This is a genomic window from Lentzea kentuckyensis, from assembly GCF_002150765.1.
Classification (GTDB): Bacteria; Actinomycetota; Actinomycetes; order Mycobacteriales; family Pseudonocardiaceae; genus Lentzea; species Lentzea kentuckyensis.
Map to the genome: position 1 here is coordinate 71,806 of NZ_MUYM01000016.1, position 16,766 is coordinate 88,571.

Annotated in this window: 17 protein-coding genes; 6 read left to right on the forward strand and 11 right to left on the reverse strand. The window is 67.9% G+C overall.

The window, feature by feature from the left end; translation table 11 throughout:
* Positions 1-19: 19 nt before the first annotated feature.
* The 6 genes from B0F77_RS10015 to B0F77_RS10040 are packed head-to-tail and all read right to left on the reverse strand — an operon-like array spanning position 20 to position 6,741.
* Positions 20-1,039, reverse strand: coding sequence for an N-acetylglucosamine kinase (locus tag B0F77_RS10015; protein WP_086662715.1), 1,020 nt, complete (start codon positions 1,037-1,039; stop codon positions 20-22).
* Between the two features lie 5 nt (positions 1,040-1,044).
* A complete protein-coding gene (locus tag B0F77_RS10020; protein ID WP_086662532.1) occupies positions 1,045-2,313 on the reverse strand; it encodes a 6-phospho-beta-glucosidase in 1,269 nt (422 codons plus the stop codon).
* Positions 2,310-3,203 carry a carbohydrate ABC transporter permease gene (locus B0F77_RS10025; RefSeq protein ID WP_086662533.1) on the reverse strand — a complete coding sequence of 298 codons (894 nt, stop codon included), beginning with the start codon at positions 3,201-3,203 and terminating at the stop codon, positions 2,310-2,312. Before B0F77_RS10025 ends, B0F77_RS10020 begins: the two co-directional genes overlap by 4 nt.
* Positions 3,200-4,174, reverse strand: a complete 975-nt coding sequence (locus B0F77_RS10030; protein ID WP_086662534.1) for a carbohydrate ABC transporter permease — start codon at positions 4,172-4,174, stop codon at positions 3,200-3,202. The genes B0F77_RS10025 and B0F77_RS10030 overlap by 4 nt, the downstream gene beginning before the upstream one ends.
* Before the next feature lie 13 nt (positions 4,175-4,187).
* Positions 4,188-5,513: an ABC transporter substrate-binding protein gene (locus B0F77_RS10035; protein WP_086662535.1), complete on the reverse strand. Its 1,326-nt coding sequence runs from the start codon at positions 5,511-5,513 to the stop codon at positions 4,188-4,190.
* Positions 5,514-5,529: 16 nt separating this feature from the next.
* Positions 5,530-6,741, reverse strand: a complete 1,212-nt coding sequence (locus tag B0F77_RS10040) for an ROK family transcriptional regulator (protein ID WP_086662536.1) — start codon at positions 6,739-6,741, stop codon at positions 5,530-5,532.
* A gap of 126 nt (positions 6,742-6,867) precedes the next feature.
* On the opposite strand from B0F77_RS10040, the gene B0F77_RS10045 reads away from it, so the two are divergent.
* Complete coding sequence (locus tag B0F77_RS10045; protein WP_086662537.1) at positions 6,868-7,518, forward strand: DUF3159 domain-containing protein; 651 nt, start codon at positions 6,868-6,870, stop codon at positions 7,516-7,518.
* 110 nt (positions 7,519-7,628) lie between these two features.
* Here B0F77_RS10045 and B0F77_RS10050 read toward each other — a convergent pair whose 3' ends face one another.
* The 3 genes from B0F77_RS10050 to B0F77_RS10060 all read right to left on the reverse strand — a co-directional run bounded on the left by B0F77_RS10050 (position 7,629) and on the right by B0F77_RS10060 (position 9,024).
* On the reverse strand, positions 7,629-7,790 hold the full coding sequence (locus B0F77_RS10050) for a DUF397 domain-containing protein (protein WP_086662538.1): 162 nt from the start codon (positions 7,788-7,790) through the stop codon (positions 7,629-7,631).
* On the reverse strand, positions 7,787-8,623 hold the full coding sequence (locus B0F77_RS10055) for a helix-turn-helix domain-containing protein (protein ID WP_143466664.1): 837 nt from the start codon (positions 8,621-8,623) through the stop codon (positions 7,787-7,789). The genes B0F77_RS10050 and B0F77_RS10055 overlap by 4 nt, the downstream gene beginning before the upstream one ends.
* 89 nt (positions 8,624-8,712) lie before the next feature.
* Positions 8,713-9,024: a hypothetical protein gene (locus B0F77_RS10060; RefSeq protein ID WP_086662540.1), complete on the reverse strand. Its 312-nt coding sequence runs from the start codon at positions 9,022-9,024 to the stop codon at positions 8,713-8,715.
* A gap of 6 nt (positions 9,025-9,030) precedes the next feature.
* Here B0F77_RS10060 and B0F77_RS10065 point away from each other — a divergent pair, with 6 nt between their 5' ends.
* Both B0F77_RS10065 and B0F77_RS10070 read left to right on the forward strand, forming a co-directional pair.
* On the forward strand, positions 9,031-9,315 hold the full coding sequence (locus B0F77_RS10065; protein ID WP_342746786.1) for a DEAD/DEAH box helicase: 285 nt from the start codon (positions 9,031-9,033) through the stop codon (positions 9,313-9,315).
* Between the two features lie 273 nt (positions 9,316-9,588).
* The gene (locus tag B0F77_RS10070; protein WP_245847931.1) at positions 9,589-9,891 is read left to right on the forward strand and encodes a PIN domain-containing protein; all 303 of its coding nucleotides are present in this window, start codon (positions 9,589-9,591) and stop codon (positions 9,889-9,891) included.
* A gap of 39 nt (positions 9,892-9,930) precedes the next feature.
* Here the strand turns inward: B0F77_RS10070 and B0F77_RS10075 are convergent, their stop codons facing one another.
* Together B0F77_RS10075 and B0F77_RS10080 are read right to left on the reverse strand one after the other, a co-directional pair.
* Positions 9,931-10,848, reverse strand: a complete 918-nt coding sequence (locus B0F77_RS10075; RefSeq protein WP_086662541.1) for an N-acetylglucosamine kinase — start codon at positions 10,846-10,848, stop codon at positions 9,931-9,933.
* Positions 10,849-10,899: 51 nt separating this feature from the next.
* Positions 10,900-13,434 (reverse strand): S8 family peptidase, encoded by a 2,535-nt coding sequence (locus tag B0F77_RS10080; protein WP_245847932.1) that lies wholly within the window; start codon positions 13,432-13,434, stop codon positions 10,900-10,902.
* A 409-nt stretch (positions 13,435-13,843) separates the two neighbouring features.
* Between B0F77_RS10080 and B0F77_RS10085 the strand changes: the two genes are divergently transcribed.
* Genes B0F77_RS10085 through B0F77_RS10095 form a run of 3 tightly spaced genes read left to right on the forward strand, consistent with a single transcriptional unit; the run spans position 13,844 to position 16,757 of the window.
* Positions 13,844-14,698, forward strand: coding sequence for a fumarylacetoacetate hydrolase family protein (locus B0F77_RS10085; protein WP_086662543.1), 855 nt, complete (start codon positions 13,844-13,846; stop codon positions 14,696-14,698).
* Positions 14,699-14,701: 3 nt separating this feature from the next.
* A complete protein-coding gene (locus tag B0F77_RS10090; RefSeq protein WP_086662544.1) occupies positions 14,702-16,012 on the forward strand; it encodes an enolase C-terminal domain-like protein in 1,311 nt (436 codons plus the stop codon).
* On the forward strand, positions 16,005-16,757 hold the full coding sequence (locus B0F77_RS10095; RefSeq protein WP_086662545.1) for an SDR family NAD(P)-dependent oxidoreductase: 753 nt from the start codon (positions 16,005-16,007) through the stop codon (positions 16,755-16,757). The genes B0F77_RS10090 and B0F77_RS10095 overlap by 8 nt, the downstream gene beginning before the upstream one ends.
* Positions 16,758-16,766: the final 9 nt, after the last annotated feature.

The window sequence follows — 16,766 nt, forward strand, 5'->3', positions numbered from 1 at the left end:
TGAGACGGGGTTCAGGGGATCACCCGCTGGCCACGACGTCCAATGTGGACGTAGAAGCCGGCAGGTGATCGTGGTAGGCCGAGCGCAGCCTCAGCTCCGCGCCCGGCGAGGCACCGATGGTGTCGAGACCCAGCAGCGCGGCACCGACGACCGGAGGCACGTCGACGACGCGCACCTGGGCCAGTGGCGCCACTTTCAGCACCCGTTCCCGGACCGGGCCGACCACGACGTCACCGGTGTTGGTGATGACGCCGCCGCCGAGCACGATGTCCACCGGCTCGTCCATCAGGTCTAGCTTGCGCAGCGAGACGGTGGACAGCAGGACGATTTCCTCGACCAGTCGCTCGACCTGGGCCAGGGCCACGGCGTCCCCCCTGGCCGCCACCTCGAAGACGAGGGGGCACAGGGCGTGCGGGTCCAGTTCGATCTCCTCGAAGTGGATCTTCTCGACCACCTTGAGGATCGAGGTCTCGTCGTAGTGGGCGAGCAGGGCCGGCAGGAGTTCGGTGGGCTTGCCCCGGCCGTCCTCCGCGCGGACCGCGTGCCACAGGGCGTCGTTGCCGAGCTGGCCGCCGCCGCCCCAGTCGCCGGAGATGGCGCCCAGGGCCGGAAAGCGGTGCGTCCGGCCGTCGTGGGAGACGCCCACCGCGTTGATGCCCGCGCCGCAGACCACGGCCACGCCGACGCCGGAGCTGGTGCCGGCGCGCAGCAGCGCGAACGTGTCGTTGCCCACGAAGGTGGTGTTCGACCAGCCTCGCTTGGTGATCTCGCGGGTCAGCTCCTCCTCTTCGCGGGGAAGGTCGGCTCCGGCCAGGTACGCGGCTGTGTGCGAGGCGATCGGCTCGTCGGGCGACAGTCCCGCCTGAGCCGCGGCCTCGCGTGCCAGTGCCTCGAACACGTCGAGTCCGCGCTTCATGCCTACGGTCTGCGGCGGCGCGCCGGGCCCGCGCACCTGCGCGAGCACCTTGCCGTCCGCGTCGACCAGCAGCACCGCGGTTTTGCTGTTGCCGCCGTCGATCGCGAGCACACGGTCGGTCATCTTGGTCAGTTTCCCTTCACCCACGGCAGCAGATCGCGGTTCTGCGCGATCAGCTCGTCGGCCAGCTGGTCCGCGATGGCGTGCTGGCCGATCAGCGGGTGTGCGAGCAGTGCGTTGGCCACTCGGTCGCGGCCGCCGTGCACGGCCGCTTCCAGTGCCAGGTACTCGTACGCGGTGACGTGCGAGATCAGGCCGGAGATGGACGGTTCCACCGGACGGACCGGGAGCGGGACGCCGCCGGAGGAGTCCACAGTGGACGAAACCTCGACCACGGCGTCGTCGGGCAGGAACGGAAGCGTGCCGTTGTTCTGCACGTTCACCACGTGCTTCTCGGCGCCCGCGCCGCCCGTCAGCGCGTGCACCAGCTGCACCGCCGCCTCGGAGTAGTACGCGCCGCCGCGCTGGCCCAGCTGTTCCGGCTTCGTCACGACCGACGGGTCGCCGTAGATGTCGAGCAGCTCCTTCTCCACCGCGGCCACGACCTCGGCGCGCGGAGGTTCGGTCTGCTGCTTCTTCACCACGGCGTCGTGGTTGTAGAAGTAGTTCAGGTAGTACGACGGCACCATGTTCAGGCGCCGCATCAGCGCACCGTCGATGCCGATGTGCTCGGCGAGTCCCTCGACGTGGTCGGACAGGAGCTCCGGCAGACGATCCACGCCGTCGACGTAGACGCCGCGTTCCCAGGTGAGGTGGTTCAGGCCGACGTGTTCCAGCTCCACAGTGGACGGATCCACGCCCAGCAGGCCGGACGTCCAGCGCTGGAACGTGATCGCCACGTTGCACAGGCCGATCGCCTTGTGGCCGTGCTGCAGCAGAGCACGCGTCACGATGCCGACCGGGTTCGTGAAGTTCACGATCCAGGTGTCCGGGCCGGCCAGCTTGCGGACCTTCTCCGCGATGTCCAGGACCACCGGCACGGTCCGCAGGGCCTTGGCGAGGCCTCCCGCGCCGGTGGTCTCCTGGCCGACGCACCCGCAGGTCAACGGGAACGTCTCGTCTGACGCACGCGCCTTCTGGCCGCCGACGCGCAGCTGCAACAGCACAGCGGACGCGCCTTCGACACCGTCTTCGAGCGACGTGGTGGTGCGCACCTTCGCCGGGTGGCCCGCGTGCTGCAGCAGACGCTGGCTGAACGGACCGACGAGAGAGAGGCGGTGCTCGTCCGGGTCGACCAGGACGATCTCGTCCACCGCCAGGCTGGTGCGACGGCCGGCGATGCCGTCGATCAGCTCTGGTGTGTAGGTGGACCCGCCACCGACGACGGTGAGTTTCATCCTTTGACCCCCGTGAACGTGATTCCCTTGACGAACGACTTCTGGGCGAAGACGAAGAGGACGACGGCGGGGATCATCGTCAGGAACGTCACCGCCATCGACGAGTTCCACTGGACGATGTGCATGCCCTTGAACGTCGCCAGCGCCAGCGACAACGTCCACTGGTCCTTCACTTCGCCGGTGTAGAGCAACGGGCCGAAGTAGTCGTTCCAGGTGAAGAGGAAGCAGAACAGCGCGGTGGCCGCGATGCCCGGCTTGGCCATCGGCACGATGATCCGGACCAGCGCCTGGAACTCCGAGCAACCATCCACCCGAGCGGCGTCCACATAGGACTGCGGGATGGTGAGCATGAACTGGCGCAGCAGGAAGATGCTGAACGCGTCGAACAGGAAGTACGGCGCGATCAACGGGATCAGCGTGCCCGTCAGGCCCAGCGACGACCACGTGTCGTACAGCGGCACGGCCACGACCTGCGGCGGCAGCATCATCGCGCCGATGACGAGGATGAAGGCCACGTTCCGGCCGCGCCACTTGAGCTTCGCGAGCGCGTAGGCCGCCGGGATCGACGAGAGCAGCATGCCCAGCGTCGCGAGCAGCGAGTACGTGAGGCTGTTGACCAGGTACTGGAACAGCGGGGCCTTGTCGAAGACCTCGACGAAGTTCTCCCAGTGCCACTCGGTCGGCCACAGGTTCGAGGTGAACGCCTGGTCGTCCGACATCACCGCGGTGAGGAAGACGAACACGACCGGTGTGGCGAACATCAGGCCGAGCGCGAGCCCGATCGCGTGCGTGGCGACCCAGTTCAGGAAGCCGCCGACGTCGCGCTTCCGGCGTGGCTGCTCCGGTTCCGCGGAGACGTCGACCGGTGGTTTGGTCAGCGTGGCGGTCATGCTCCCGGACCCCCTTCCTCAGCCGTGGAGTTCTTGCGCATCCGCTGGACCAGCACGATGGTCACGGCGAACGAGATGATGAACAGGACCGTGGCCATGGCGGCCGCGTAGCCCATGTCGAAGTAGCGGAAGCCTTGCGTGTACAGGTAAACCGGGAACGTCAGCGTGGAGTTGTCCGGGAAACCGAGATATTTGGTCGATCCCGTCGCGTCCGCCGCACCCGAGCCGGCCGACCCCGCGACGACCGCCTGGGTGAAGAGCTGCAACGCGAGGATCACCGAGTTCACGATGCCGAAGAGCAGCACCGGCGAGATCGTCGGCAGCGTGACGTGCCACCAGCGCCGGATCGGGCCGGCGCCGTCGAGTTCGGCGGCCTCGTACTGCTCCTGCGGCACGTCGAGGATCGCGGCCAGGATGATGATCATCAGGTCGCCGGAGATCCACAGCATGATCGCGGTGATGCCGGGCTTGGCCCACGCCGGGTCGGAGAACCACAGCGGTGAGTCGACGCCGAACCAGCCGAGGACGCTGTCCACCGGGCCGCCGTTGGGCCGCAACACCATGAAGAACACGAGTGTCGCGGCCACCGGCGGCGCCAGCGACGGCAGGTAGCACAGCGTGCGGATCAGACCGACGCCCGACTTCAGACGAGCGATGACCGATGCCACGCCCAGCGCGAACACCGTCCGCGCGATCGTGAGCACCACGACGAACCAGAGCGTGTTCGTGATCGCCTTGATCAGCAAGGGATCCTTGAACATGAACGTGTAGTTGTCGAGGCCGTTGAACTCCGGCGGGTTGATCAGGTCGTACTTCGTGAAGCTGAAGATGACCGTGGCGACCAACGGGTAACCGAAGAACAGGACGAAGCCGATGAGTGCCGGGGCCATGAACCCGAGCACGGCGAGACGGTGGCGGGCGCGTGCCCGCCCCCTGCCGGGGGCGGGCCGAGCCTCGAGCGTGGCGGTCATCTCCGCGATTCCCTTACTTGCCGCTCTTGGCGATCTGGTCGTCGATGTTCTTGTCGACTTCCTTCAGGCCGGCTGCCAGGTCCGGGACCTTGCCGGACGTGTACGACACCGCGAAGTCCGTGACCGCCTTGATGTGCGCGTCACCGATCGGCGTGACCGGGTTGCCCTTGAGCTTGTCGCTCTTGGCCAGGTCGATGAACGTCTTGAACTGCTCGTCGACCTCCAGGCGCTTGTCGTCCATCGCGGCCTTGGTGCTCGGCACGTTCTTGATGGCGTTGGAGAGGTCGACGATCGTGTCGGTGTCGAACGACAGGTGCTTGATCAGCTCCCACGCGGCGCCGGGGTTCTTGGCGCCCTTGGGAATGCCCATGATCGTGCCCGTGGTGAACGCGGTGCCGTAGTCGGCGGGCTTCCAGGTCGGGAACGGAGCCGTGCCGAACTTGATCTGCGGCGCCTGGGCCTTGAGGAAGGCGGTGCGGTACTCGCCGTCCATCATGATCGCGATCTTGCCCTGGTGGAACGCGTGGTCAGCGGAGTACTCCTGACCCAGACCGGCGCGGAAGCGCTCCAGCGCGTCGTAGCCGTAGAAGTCCACGAGCTTCTTCTGGAACGTCATCATCTCGGTGAAGCCGGGTGAGCTCGCGAGCGACGACTTGCCGTCCTTCTCCCACTCGGCACCGAACGACGGCGCCAGGATGGTCGGGCGGTTGGCGTAGAAACCCATGGTGGGCAGGTAACCCGCGACCAGGATGTCGCCGTTCGGCGCCTTCTTGGTCAGCTTCTTCGCGGCTTCGAACAGCTCGTCCAGCGTCTTCGGCGGGGCCGAGATGCCGGCCTCGCCGAACATGCCGGTGTTGTAGTACATGGCGTAGACGTCGGTGAGCATGGGCATCGCGCAGCGGTTGCCCTTGTACTCGGTGTACTCGCGGACCGCGGGCGAGATCTGGTTCAGGTCGACCTTGTCGCGGTCGATGTAGGGCTGCAGCTTCTGGAACGCCCCGGAGGAGCAGAACTGGCCGATGTTGTCGGTGGTGAACGACAGCGCGACGTCGGGGGTGTTGCCCGAACGGATGCCCGCGGTGATCTTGTCGTCGTCCTGCGAGCCCTCGTGCTTGATCTCGATGTTCGGGAACTTCTTGTTGAACGTCTTGAGGGCCTTGGTGACCTCTTCGAGCTCGCGGTCGGAGTAGTTGCTCCAGACCGTGAGGGTGAGCTTGTCGTCCTTGCCGGGAGCGGCTGCGGCTTCGGAACTCGCGCCGCCACCCTTGCCCGCCGCACATGCGGTGAGGGTCAGCGCTGCGGCGACACAGAGCAAGGCAGCACGGGTGTGCTTGCGCATGTGCACTCCTTCTCGATCAACGTGGGGACCCGGCGACCACAGGGCCGCGGAATGGAGCCGTGGTGGCGGCCGGCAGGCCGAACACCGTCTCCCGTGCCACTGCCAGTGCCGAGTGCAGTGCGCCGCTGCGCACCGGTTTCCCGGTCACCAGAGCCAGTTGGAGAGGTGTCCTCGGAACCACCAGTTGCCGCAGTTCCGCGGCAACGAGATCGTTCAGCGTGGTTCCCCCCGCCTGGGCGATGTCGCCGGACAGGAGGATGAGTTCCGGGTCGAGCACCGCGACGACGCTAGCCACGCCCGTGGCGATGCGCCTGGCGAGATCGACCATGAACTCCCGGCCCGCAGGCCCCGCGGCCAACGCCTTGCGCACGGCCCCGTGGCCGTTGCGCGCGGCGAGCCCGTGAGCCCTGGCGAGCTTGCAGATCGACGCGTTGCTGAGCAGCTCACCGAACGTGCCGCCGGAGCGGTCCGTGTCGGTGTCGGCGTTGGCGCGGTCGGGGATCATCAACCCGTCGATCTCGCCCGCGCCACCGGAAGCGCCGCGCAGCAGCACTCCGTTGATCACGACAGCGGCACCGACGAGGTCAGCGGGCCAGATGACGACGAAGTCGCGCACCTCGGTGGCCCGTCCGGCGACCATCTCCTCCAGTGCGACCAGGTTGACGTCGTTCTCGACGCTCACCGAGGTCGCGAGCTGCTCCCGCAACCGGCCGGGCAGGTCGAAACCGCTCCAGCCGGGCAGATGTGGTGCGTAGGCGAGCTCGCCGTTCGCGGGGTTCACCGCTCCCGGACAGCCCACCACGACGTGCAGCAGCTGGTCGGGGGCAAGGCCTGCCTGCCCGCACGCTTTGCCGACCGCACTCACGAACGCCTCCAGCACGCCGTGCTTGGCGGGCATCGGTGCCTTGTGCTCGGTGAGCACGGCACCGGAGATGTCCGCGATCGCGATGTCGACCGTCTCAGGGGTGAGATCGACAGCGGCGATGTGCGCAAGCGCCCCGTTGACCGACCACAGCTGGGCACGAGGCCCGCGGCCACCACCGCGCAGTCCGTTGCGGACCACGGTGTCGGCGGTTTCCAGGCGCGTGAGCAGCTGTGCGGTCGCCGGTTTGGAGAGACCGATCAGGCCCTCCAACTCCGACCTGGTCAGCGGCCCGTTGCGCAGCAAAGCCTCGATGGCTGCGCGGTCGTTGATCTCCCGCAGCAGTCGTGGGCTTCCGGCACGCATTAGGTCCGCTCCTGTCTGTTAACTTTCCAGACGATTTCCGCAGACGGTAGTGACCTGGTTCACCGTGGTCAATCCCCGATATGGGTCCGTTACCTGACTTAGGTTCACCTAAGGCAATCTGGAAGCATGACCGACGTGCGCCAGGAGTCGCTCGCATCACTGCTCGGAGGCCGGGGCGGCGCCCTCGACGCCTCCCTGCCGCCGCTGGCGTTCGTCGCGGGCTGGCTGCTGTGGGGCCACTTGATCGGCGCGGGTGCCGTGGCCGCTGTTGTGTGCGGTCTCGTGATCGGCGTCGTGCGCTTCGTACGCGGCGAGAAGCCACGTGCGGTCGTGTTGTCCGTGCTGCTGGTGGTGGCGGCCGCGTTGGTGGCGCTCTACACCGGGCGCGCCGAGGACTTCTTCCTCATCCAGCTGCTGTCCAACGTGGCCTCGGCCCTGGCGTGGGCGGGCTCGATCGCGGTGCGCTGGCCGTTGCTCGGCGTGGTGGTGGGAACGCTGCTCGGGCAGAAGACGCGGTGGCGCCGCGATCCTGCCCTTTTGCGCGCTTACTCAGTCGCGTCGTGGGCGTGGGTCGGGCAGTACGTGCTGCGGGTCGCGGTCTTCACGCCTTTGTGGCTCGACGCTCAGGTGTTCTGGCTGCTGACTTTGCGTGCCGCGCTGTCGTGGCCGCTGCAGATCGTCTGCATCCTGGCGTCGGGGTGGTTGCTGCGGCGAGCGTTGCCTGCTGGGCACCCTGGGTTCCGGCACCCGCAGACGCCGGACGCCGAGCGTACGTAGCTGCTCGGCCATGCGCGACGAGGAACGCTGATGATCAACCCGACATGTGCTCGATGATCATGGTTTGGCGGTACTTGCAGACGCCTGACTCGCCATCAGAGCGCTGACACTCAGGTCAGGCTGGTCGTGAGCTTCAGGAACGCCGCCCACGCGTCTGCCGACACGGGGAGGTGAGTGGCAGGCGCCTTGCTGTCCCGGATGCCGACGCTCCGGCCGACCTCGACGCAGTTGTCGCTGCTGCCGCTGTAACTGCTCTTGCGCCAGGCGGTCATTGCAGGCCCTCCAGGATGTTGTCGATCACCGCCCTCGATTCTTCCTCACCCAGGGCGACGTCCGCGAGCGCCGTCAGGATGTCCTCGTGGACCTTGATGGTCTCCGGGTCGTCGAAGAAAAGGCAGTAGTTGACGCTGTCGGCGTAGACGACCGGCGGGTACTTCGGGAACTTCATCACCCTGAAGTCGCCGCACGTACCCGCGTGCACGCCTGCCGACCGAGGAACGATTCGGATCGTGACGTACTTTCGCACCGACATCCTGAGCAGGTGGGCCAGCTGTTCCCGCCACACCTCGACGTTGCCGACCGGGAGTTCGAGCGCCTGTTCGTGCACCAGGAAGACGAACTTCCGGCCAGGTTCGAGGATGTTCGCGCGAGCCGCCCTGGCAGCGGCGACGGCTGGGACGTCCTCGGCCTCGATGACAGGCGAACGCTCGGTGACGATGTAGCCGTAGTCCGGCGTTTGCAGCAAGCCGGGCACCAGGATCATCGACCAGGTGATGATCTCCTCGGCGTCCTGCTCGTGGTCGATGAGCGTGCGGACCTGGTCCGGTACGCCGTCCTTCGGCATCTGGAGCCAGGCGTTGCCGCACTCGCGGAACAGCTCCAGCAGGTGCTCGCGTTCCTCGACCGTGGCCTGGCAGTAGCCGAGCAGCAGGATGACCTCCTGCTCGGTCACGCCGCCCTTGCCGAGCGTCATGTCCGAGATTTTGGCTTCCTGCCAGCCGAGCTTTTCGGCGAGCTGGCGATGGGTGTAGCCAGTCCTGGCGATGATGGCGCGAATACCGCCACCGAACTCCCGTCCCACCACACTGGACGATCTTTTGGGCATGTCGGAAAACTAGGCCTGGTACGGCCTTTCGCTCCATCGTTTCCGGCCAAATCTGCCTGAAGGTGGGAGCCATGGAGCGGCTCCATGTTTCACGATCTTGCTTTGAAAGCCGCTTTCCGCGCCGCTTTCGCGATCTTCTTGTCCGGGTGCTCCTCGCCGATCATGGTGAGCACGTCCCACACGTCCGGATGGGGAAGGCGCCACATCGCGTCGAAGATCTCCTGCTCGCGCCCGGCAGGCACCGCTGAGGAGAACGACTCCTCGACTTCGCCCGTCGCGGCCAGCACGTCGGTGAGGAGCCACGCCATCTCGGCGTCGAGCTCCTCCTCGGTGAGCGACGGTCCCGCGGCGAGAAGATCCGCCGCCGTCATCTGCTCGGCCGGCCGCAGCAGCGCCGGCAAGGGGTCGTGGACCGCGAGAGCATCCTCGTCCGGCAACCCGGACCGGACTACTGCTTCCTGCTCGACCCGTGGTGGAACCCGGCGACCGAGGCGCAGGCGGTCGACCGGACCCACCGCATCGGGCAGACCCGAAACGTCATGGTGTACCGGCTGGTCGCGAAGGACACCATCGAGGAAAAGGTGATGGCGCTCAAGGCTCGCAAGGCCGAGTTGTTCTCCAATGTCATCGATGAGGGCGACGTGTTCGGTGCGAGCCTCGATGCCGAGGACATCCGGGGGTTGTTCGCCTGATTGAGCGACTGGGCCGCGCGAAGTCTCGAGCTGTTGTAGTACGAAATGTAGGACGATGGTGTTGTGGAGCAGATCACCAATCGGGGTAAGCCGATCGCGGACATCGTGCCAAGGCGGAGCCGGGAGTGGATGCGGGTGAGCTGGTCTCGGGCATGCGCGACGAGGAGCGCTGGTGATCTACCTGGACTCGGCGGCGGTCGTTCGACCGGTCTGTGAGGAGCGAGAGACCGCGGCGCTCGTCGAGTGCTGAACAACGCCGCGGACCAGTCCCTCGTGTCGTCCGCGCTGATCGAGGTGGAGTTGCCTCGTGCTCTTCGGCGCAGCTCACCAGGTGTGTTGGATGCTGTCGCCGGCGTACTCGCCCGGCTCTGTCGGGTGGACATCAATGCTGCCGTTCGCGCCACTGCGGCCGCGTACGCCGATCCGATGCTGCGGTCATTGGATGCCATCCACCTCGCCACCGCGGATGTGCTGTTCGCGTCGGACAAGAAGATCACCGCGTTCGTCACCTACGACAAACGCCTGGCGGCGGCTGCTGTCGCACTCGGACTGCCGGTAACCGCGCCTGGGGAGTGAAAGGCCAAGCCTCACCACCGTCGCACTCCGGCACATTGCTCAAGCCGGGCGCGGGGCGGTGGGGCCGAGCACGTCGACGGCCGCCAGCCAGGCCGCTCCTGCCGCGCCCTCCGTCGCCATGATCACCTGGGCGTTGCAGCGGGTGAGCAGTTCCTGCTTGAGATGGGTGCCGACCGGAGTCTTGATCAGCGAGCCCACCAGCACGATCGGGGAGGTGTCGGACGGCTCGCGGACGGTGGAGGCCGTGTCCGCGAGCAGGCGGGCGGCGGAGGCCACGATCGTCAACGCCTCGGGGTCGCCGTGGTGGTAGGCGGAGCTGACCAGCGGGGCGAACTGGGCGAGAGCGATCGGCGGGCGGACGTTGACGGCGTTGATCAGCTGGCCGCGACTGCGTGTGCCGGCGGCGGTCAGGACTGCGGTGGCCAGGCCTTCCAGGGGTGCGTCCAGGTCCAGCAGCCGCAACGTCGCCCGCACGGCCTCGCGGCCCAGCCAGAACGCCGAGCCGTCGTCGCCGATCAGCCAGCCGTAGCCGCCGGACTGGGCGACCATGCGGTGGTCCACCACACGCCCGGCGATGGAACCGGTGCCCGCCACCAGGACCGTGCCGTCGGGGGACGAGGTGCCGGTGGCGAAGGCGGCCTCGCAGTCGGTGATCACGCGCATCGGGCAGTGCAGGCCCGCGCGTGCCCAGGCCTCCTGGAACAGGGCGGAAATGGCCGGGTCCGCCATCTTCGAGGCGCCGGCCATGCCCAGGACGCCGCTGCGGACCTTGCGGGAGTCCAGGCCGTCCAACGCTTCCGCGAGGGCCTCGCCGATGTGGGCGGCGGCGACCGACGGCGGGTGCGAGTTCGGGTTCGCGCCGCCCGCCAGGCCCTGGCCCAGGCGGGCGCCGTCGAGATCGAGGACCAAAGCCCTCGTGGACGTGCCACCCGCGTCTAGTCCGACCACCAGATCCATAGGAACCGAGTATGCCGAGAGCTGGTCAGCGGGGGCACGGCCAACCGGGTGTCACCGGACGAGGGCCCGGTTACCCGTTGCGTTGTGGTGGAACAGCACCAGTGGTCCAGCCGGGACTTGATCACCCGGATGGACCACTGTGGACAGTGACGGGACGATCACCTCGTAGTTGAACGTGGCCTGCGGGGCGACGTCGACGAGCTCGTCGGGGTCGGCCGGCGCGGTGTAGCGGCTGTGCACGCCGACGGTGTAGGTCACCGGGCCGGCCGGCAACGCGGACCGCGACACCGGCAGCACGACGACGTCGCTGTCGAACAGGTTGGTGTCGGTGGAGCCGTCGAAGCCGTTCAGCGGCTGCTCGTCCACGACGTCCTCTGTTCCGGCGACGACGGTGCGTGCCAGCCAGATGTCGGCGGTCACGTCGCCGTCGGCGTTGGTCGGCTTCACCGCGGTCGTCACGAAGTCCTTGCCGCCCACCGAGAACCGCACCTCGGGCTGGGTGCTGCTGCCCAGGTTCGCCCACGTGCTCCAGGTCGCGACGCCGAACGCCAGCAGGTCGGCGGTCGCCGTCGCGCCGACATAGCGCAGGTCGCCGCCGCGGGCCGTGCGGTTCACCGCGCAGTTGTCCTGCAGGTCGGGGCCGCAGTCCGGCAGGCGGTCGGAGCGTGCGCCGAGTTGCAGCACGGTCATCCGCGCCTGGTAGTCCGGCTGGTCGAGGCCCTGACCAGCGACCCGGCCGGCGGCCACGGTCAGCCGCGACACCGGCTTCGGCGCCGCGTAGACGGGCACCTGCAGCGAGCGGTCGCCCGTGAACATCACCAGGCCGGACGCCTCCGCCAGGAACTGCCGGCCCTCGTCGAGCGAGACCGTGGGGTCGGGTGCCTTGCGCAACGCCGCCGGGTTCGCGATCCGCAGCTGCACGGTCACCGACGCCGAACCGCCCGGCGGCAGCACCACGAACGGTGACGTGACCTGGAAAGCCACGCCGGGTACCGCGGTGATCGGCTCGTACCGGGCCTTCAGCCGGACGGTCTTCGTCCCCTTGTTGAGCAATCGGATCGTGCGGTTGCTCAACAGCGGGGCACTCACCTCGACCGTGCCGAACGACGCGTCGCCGACCGCCAGCACGTCGGTGGACAACGCCGCGAGACCGTCGACCCGGCCGGAACCGACCCGCATCGGCGCCTCGCGCACTCCAGCGTCGTCGCGGACAACACCGGAAGCGGTGCTCATCAGCGCGCCCTTGATCTCCTCGACAGTCCACTGTGGATGAACCTCGCGCAGCAACGCCGCGATCCCCGCCACGTGCGGCGAAGCCATCGACGTACCGCCCATCGACACGCCGTCGGACGCGGTGCCGGCGGCGGCGGAGAAGATCGTGTCGCCCGGCGCGGCCACCGAGATCGACGAACGGGAGCGCGACGACGACGGTGTGACGGTGTCCGCGATCGCCGGAACCACCGTCGGCACCGCGCGCTTCAGGGCGCCGGTCAGGTGCACGGTCAACGTCCCGGCCTCCAGGGCAGGACGAAGAGCAGCGGTAGCGGTGGAAGTCAGCTGGAACGCCGGAATGTGAGCGTTGCCGGCGATCGCGGCCGCGAAGACCGGCAACGACGTCGACAGCAGAACGCCGGCTGCCCCGGCCTTCCACGCGTTGTCCGTCCGAGCCGCGGAACCGCAGGCACGGGTGGCGTCGTTGTCGTCCCACTCCAGCCAGACGATCTTGTCGCGCAGCGGCTCCGAAATCGGCTGACAGCCGTCCACATTGGATGACAGTCGCACGACCGGCAGAGTGAGGTCCAGCGGTCCCTTGTAGTTCTGGCTGTACTGCCCCGGCCACTGCTTCCCGAGAGCCTCCAGCCCGTCGAGCATCGAGAAGTCGTCACGGCTGTTCGCCACCGAGATCGCGTCGGGGGAGTTGCCAGGCGACCCGGCCACGTCGTAGAAGTCGCCACCGTTGCCGGCCGCCGCGACGACGACCACGCCGTGCTGCACGAGCTTGCGCACGAACAGCGCGTCCGGGTCGTCCGCCGCGCCGAAGTCGCTGCCCAGCGACAGGTTGACCACGTCGAGCTTGTCGGAGAAGTCGCCGTCGCCGTTGGGGTCGAGCGCCCAGTCCAGCGCCTGCGCGGTCAGGTTCGTGCCGCCCTCGCACCCGAACACCTTCAGCGCGTAGAGCAGCGCGCGAGGTGCCGTGCCGGGTCCGATCCTCAGCGAATCAAGATCCACAGAGGCGTAGGACCCGCGATAGGTCGTCCCGTCCGCGTTCACCCCGAACCCGGCGGCGGTGCCGGCGACGTGCGTGCCGTGGCCCTCGCAGTCGAGCGGGTCGGCGTCCGGTTCGGGCAGCGAGCCGGGCTTCGCCGTGTAGGCGTCGCCCGCGAAGTCGTGCCCGCCGACGACCTTGCCAGTGGGAAATGTTTCAGCGGGGAACGAACCGCCGCCGAAGTCCGCGTGCCGGTAGTCGATGCCGGTGTCGATCACGCCGATCCGCACGCCGTCGCCGAAGTGCCCGAGCGACTTCCAGGCGTCGGAGGTCCGGGTGAGCCGGACGGCGTGCGCGTTGGTGAATTTCTTGGGTGTCATCCGATGCACGGCTCGCACTTCGGGCATCCGCGACAGAACCGACAGACGTGACTTTTCGGTCGACAGCACAACGCCCGGCACCGCGTTGGTCGTTCGCGCAACTTCCCGGCCACCTGACCGGGAGATGACACGAGATGCCTGCTCCGAAGTCCTGTCCCGGGCTGAACGTGCCTGTGTAACGGTGCTCGTGTCGACCGCAGGCGCCGAGGTCAGCTCCACGAAAACGGTTACGGGCTCCGTTGGGCCGGACGGCGTGAGGAGTGCGCCCACCAGGAGTGATGCGGCCACCAATTTCATGATCGACTCCTCTTAGTCATCGGACGACTTCAGGTCAACACCTAGACGAACTAGGTCTCGCGGGGCTATACATCCGATGTATTTCGGCGGTGTGAGTAGAGGAGGAACGGCCGTGCAGCTTCTGCGCCTCGGGCCGGTCGGCGATGAACGTCCTGCAGTGAGGACCGACGACGGGACCACATACGACCTCCTGCCGATCACCCCTGACATCGATGGGGCGTTCCTCGCGAACGACGGTGTCGACCGCGTGCGGGCCGCGCTCGAAGCCGGTGAGCTGGAGGTCCTGGACACCGAGGGGCTGCGCGTCGGGCCTCCGCTCGCGCGTCCCGGCAAGGTCATCTGCATCGGCCTCAACTACCGCGACCACGCGGAGGAGACCGGCGCGGACATCCCGGGCGAGCCGGTGATGTTCCTCAAGACGCCCGACACGGTCGTGGGCCCGTACGACGAGGTGCTCGTCCCGCGCCGGTCCGTGAAGACCGACTGGGAGGTCGAGCTCGGCGTCGTGATCGGGCGCACGGCTCGTTACCTCGAGTCCGAAGAGGACGCTCTGAGCTGCGTCGGCGCGTACGTGCTCTCGCACGACGTCTCCGAGCGGGAGTTCCAGATCGAGCGCGGCGGAACGTGGGACAAGGGCAAGAACTGCGAGACGTTCAACCCGCTCGGCCCCTTCCTCGTGCCCGCTGACGAGATCTCCGACCCGCAGAGCCTGGAGATGCGGCTCTGGGTGAACGGCGAGATCAAGCAGAACTCGTCCACCAAGAACATGATCTTCCCGGTGGCCGAGATCGTGCGCTACCTCAGCCAGTTCCTTGTCCTTCGACCGGGTGACGTCATCAACACGGGTACACCCGCTGGGGTGGCGCTCGGCCAGCCGGAGCCCAAGCCGTACCTGCGGGCCGGCGACGTGGTCGAGCTGGAGATCGAGGGCCTCGGGAAACAGCGTCAGACCCTCGGGCAGGCCTGAGCCATGCCCAAGATCATCGAATTGGACGTGCTGGACATCCGGTTCCCCACGTCGCGCGAGCTCGACGGCTCCGACGCGATGAACCCGGATCCGGACTACAGCGCCGCGTACGTGGTGCTGCGGACCGACGACGGGCCGGAAGGCCACGGGCTCGCGTTCACCATCGGCCGCGGCAACGACGTGCAGGCCGCCGCGATCAAGGCGCTGGCCCCGCACGTCGTGGGCAAGGACGTGCCGGAGAACGCGAAGGCGCTGGCCGAGCTGTACTTCGAGCTGATCGGCGACTCGCAGATCCGCTGGCTCGGCCCCGAGAAGGGCGTCGCGCACATGGCGATCGGCGCGGTGGTCAACGCCGCGTGGGACCTCGCCGCCCGCCGCGCCGGGCTGCCCGTCTGGCGGTTCCTCGCCCAGATGACGCCCGAGGAGATCGTCAGCCTCGTCGACTTCCGGTATTTGAGCGACGCTCTGACGCCCGACGAAGCGTTGCAGATCCTGCGCGAGGTCGAGCACGGCAAGGCCGAACGCGCGGAAACCGTTGCTCGCGACGGATATCCGGCCTACACGACGTCACCGGGCTGGCTCGGCTACTCCGACGAGAAGCTCGCCGGACTCGCGCGGCAGGCCCTCGCCGACGGCTTCGACATGATCAAGCTCAAGGTCGGCGGCAACCTCGACGACGACGTGCGCCGGATGAAGCTCGCCCGCGAGGTCGTCGGCGACGAGGTGCGCGTGGCGGTGGACGCCAACCAGCGCTGGGACGTCGACACGGCGATCCGCTGGATGCGCGAGCTGGCGCCGTACGACCCGTACTGGATCGAGGAGCCCACCTCGCCGGACGACGTGCTGGCGCACCGGGCGATCGCGGACGCGTTGGCTCCCATCAGGATCGCCACCGGTGAGCACGTGCAGAACCGGGTGGTGTTCAAGCAGCTCCTGCAGGCCGGCGCGATCGACGTGTTGCAGCTCGACGCGTGCCGGGTCGCGGGCGTGAACGAGAACATCGCGATCCTGTTGCTGGCCAAGAAGTTCGACGTCCCGGTGTGTCCGCACGCCGGTGGTGTGGGCCTGTGCGAACTGGTCAGGCACCTGTCGTTCTTCGACTACGTCGCGATCTCCGGCGAGGTCGGCGAGCGCGTGATCGAGTGGGTCGACCACCTGCACGAGCACTTCCTGGACCCGGCCGTCGTCGAGCGCGGCCGTTACCTGGCACCCACCAAGCCGGGATTCTCCGCTCAGCTCAAGGACGAGACGCTGTCCGACTACGTGTACCCGGAGGGTCCCGTGTGGACGGTATTGGAGGGCGAGAGTGACTGACTTCGAAGGCCTGGTCGCCGTCGTCACGGGTGGCGCGTCCGGCATCGGGCTCGCGACGGCGAATCTGCTGTCGTCGCGCGGTGCGACGGTCGTGGCGCTGGACCTCACCCCGGACGTCAAGGACTCGCTGGTCGGGATTCGCACGGACGTGTCGGACGACGACAGCGTGCAGGCCGCGATCGACGAGGTCGTGCAGCGGTTCGGCCGCCTCGACGTGGTCGTGAACAACGCGGGCATCGGCGCTCAGGGCGACGTGACGGCGAACGACGACGCCCAGTGGCTGAAGGTGCTGGACGTCAACGTGCTGGGCATGGTCCGCGTGTCCAGGGCCGCGTTGCCGCACCTGCGGAACTCGCCGGCCGCGGCGATCGTCAACACCTGTTCCATCGCTGCCTGGGCCGGGCTCCCGCAGCGCGCTCTCTACTCGGCCAGCAAGGGCGCGGTGTACTCGCTGACGCTCGCGATGGCCGCCGACCACGTCCGCGAAGGCATTCGCGTCAACGCGGTCGCTCCCGGCACGGCGGACACCCCGTGGGTGGGCCGTCTGCTCGACTCGGCGCCGGACCCGGCCGCCGAACGAGCCGCGTTGGAGGCACGCCAGCCGCACGGACGTCTGGTCTCCGCTGATGAGGTCGCGGGCGCGATCGCCTACCTGGCGAGCCCGCTTTCCGGTTCCACCGCGGGCACGATCCTCGCCGTCGACGGTGGCATGTACGGCCTTCGCTTGCGTCCCAAGCAGTCCTGAAAGGCAAAT

What these genes read in the sequence shown, in the direction of transcription:
- B0F77_RS10080 (WP_245847932.1), bottom strand. Translation starts at nt 13,434, where the DNA reads ATGACACCCAAGAAATTCACCAACGCGCACGCCGTCCGGCTCACCCGG.
- B0F77_RS10025 (WP_086662533.1), bottom strand. Translation starts at nt 3,203, where the DNA reads ATGACCGCCACGCTGACCAAACCACCGGTCGACGTCTCCGCGGAACCG.
- B0F77_RS10035 (WP_086662535.1), bottom strand. Translation starts at nt 5,513, where the DNA reads ATGCGCAAGCACACCCGTGCTGCCTTGCTCTGTGTCGCCGCAGCGCTG.
- B0F77_RS10020 (WP_086662532.1), bottom strand. Translation starts at nt 2,313, where the DNA reads ATGAAACTCACCGTCGTCGGTGGCGGGTCCACCTACACACCAGAGCTG.
- B0F77_RS10090 (WP_086662544.1), top strand. Translation starts at nt 14,702, where the DNA reads ATGCCCAAGATCATCGAATTGGACGTGCTGGACATCCGGTTCCCCACG.
- B0F77_RS10050 (WP_086662538.1), bottom strand. Translation starts at nt 7,790, where the DNA reads ATGACCGCCTGGCGCAAGAGCAGTTACAGCGGCAGCAGCGACAACTGC.
- B0F77_RS10030 (WP_086662534.1), bottom strand. Translation starts at nt 4,174, where the DNA reads ATGACCGCCACGCTCGAGGCTCGGCCCGCCCCCGGCAGGGGGCGGGCA.
- B0F77_RS10055 (WP_143466664.1), bottom strand. Translation starts at nt 8,623, where the DNA reads ATGCCCAAAAGATCGTCCAGTGTGGTGGGACGGGAGTTCGGTGGCGGT.
- B0F77_RS10045 (WP_086662537.1), top strand. Translation starts at nt 6,868, where the DNA reads ATGACCGACGTGCGCCAGGAGTCGCTCGCATCACTGCTCGGAGGCCGG.
- B0F77_RS10015 (WP_086662715.1), bottom strand. Translation starts at nt 1,039, where the DNA reads ATGACCGACCGTGTGCTCGCGATCGACGGCGGCAACAGCAAAACCGCG.
- B0F77_RS10040 (WP_086662536.1), bottom strand. Translation starts at nt 6,741, where the DNA reads ATGCGTGCCGGAAGCCCACGACTGCTGCGGGAGATCAACGACCGCGCA.
- B0F77_RS10075 (WP_086662541.1), bottom strand. Translation starts at nt 10,848, where the DNA reads ATGGATCTGGTGGTCGGACTAGACGCGGGTGGCACGTCCACGAGGGCT.